A 500-nucleotide genomic window follows, 5' to 3' on the forward strand; every position below is an offset into this window, starting at 1 on the left:
GCCCAAGGTGTCTCTGGCGGCTTGGTAGCCTTGAGGGTGAGGCTTTCCCTTGGTAACCTTTTCGGCGGTGATGAAACAGTCTGGTTTTTGAATGGTCAACAATTTCAACCATTTGGTGGCCAAAGGCAAGGTTCCAGACGTCACAATGGCCCATCTTTGTTCCTTGTTGGTGGTGGCGTTTCTGGAAAAGTGGTCGAACGATTTGACCAACTCAACAGCTCCTGGAATTGGCTTGGCAAACTGACCAAAAGAGTCAGGAATTTGTCCTTCCCACTCAGTCACCTGCTCCACAATAGCATCTTCTGGAGACCATTTGGCAATCACATCAAAGGTTCTGCAACCATGGGAAGTTCTGATGATTTCCTCAGGGTTAACATGAGGTCTAGTCTTTCCAAAATCCTTCCAGAATTCAGAGATGGCACCAGTAGAATTGACCAAAGTACCATCGCAATCGAACAAGGCGGCGTTAACGTAAAAGACAGCTGGTTGTTTTTGAATTG

At 47.0% G+C, this 500-nt stretch carries 1 protein-coding gene; it reads right to left on the minus strand.

Going from position 1 to position 500, the window contains the following annotated elements:
* Positions 1-500: HAD family hydrolase (locus H9Y04_RS49360; protein ID WP_187820204.1), on the minus strand; the 500-nt coding region annotated here is incomplete at both ends.

This window comes from Streptomyces polyasparticus (assembly GCF_014493765.1).
GTDB classification, from domain to species: Bacteria; Actinomycetota; Actinomycetes; order Streptomycetales; family Streptomycetaceae; genus Streptomyces; species Streptomyces polyasparticus.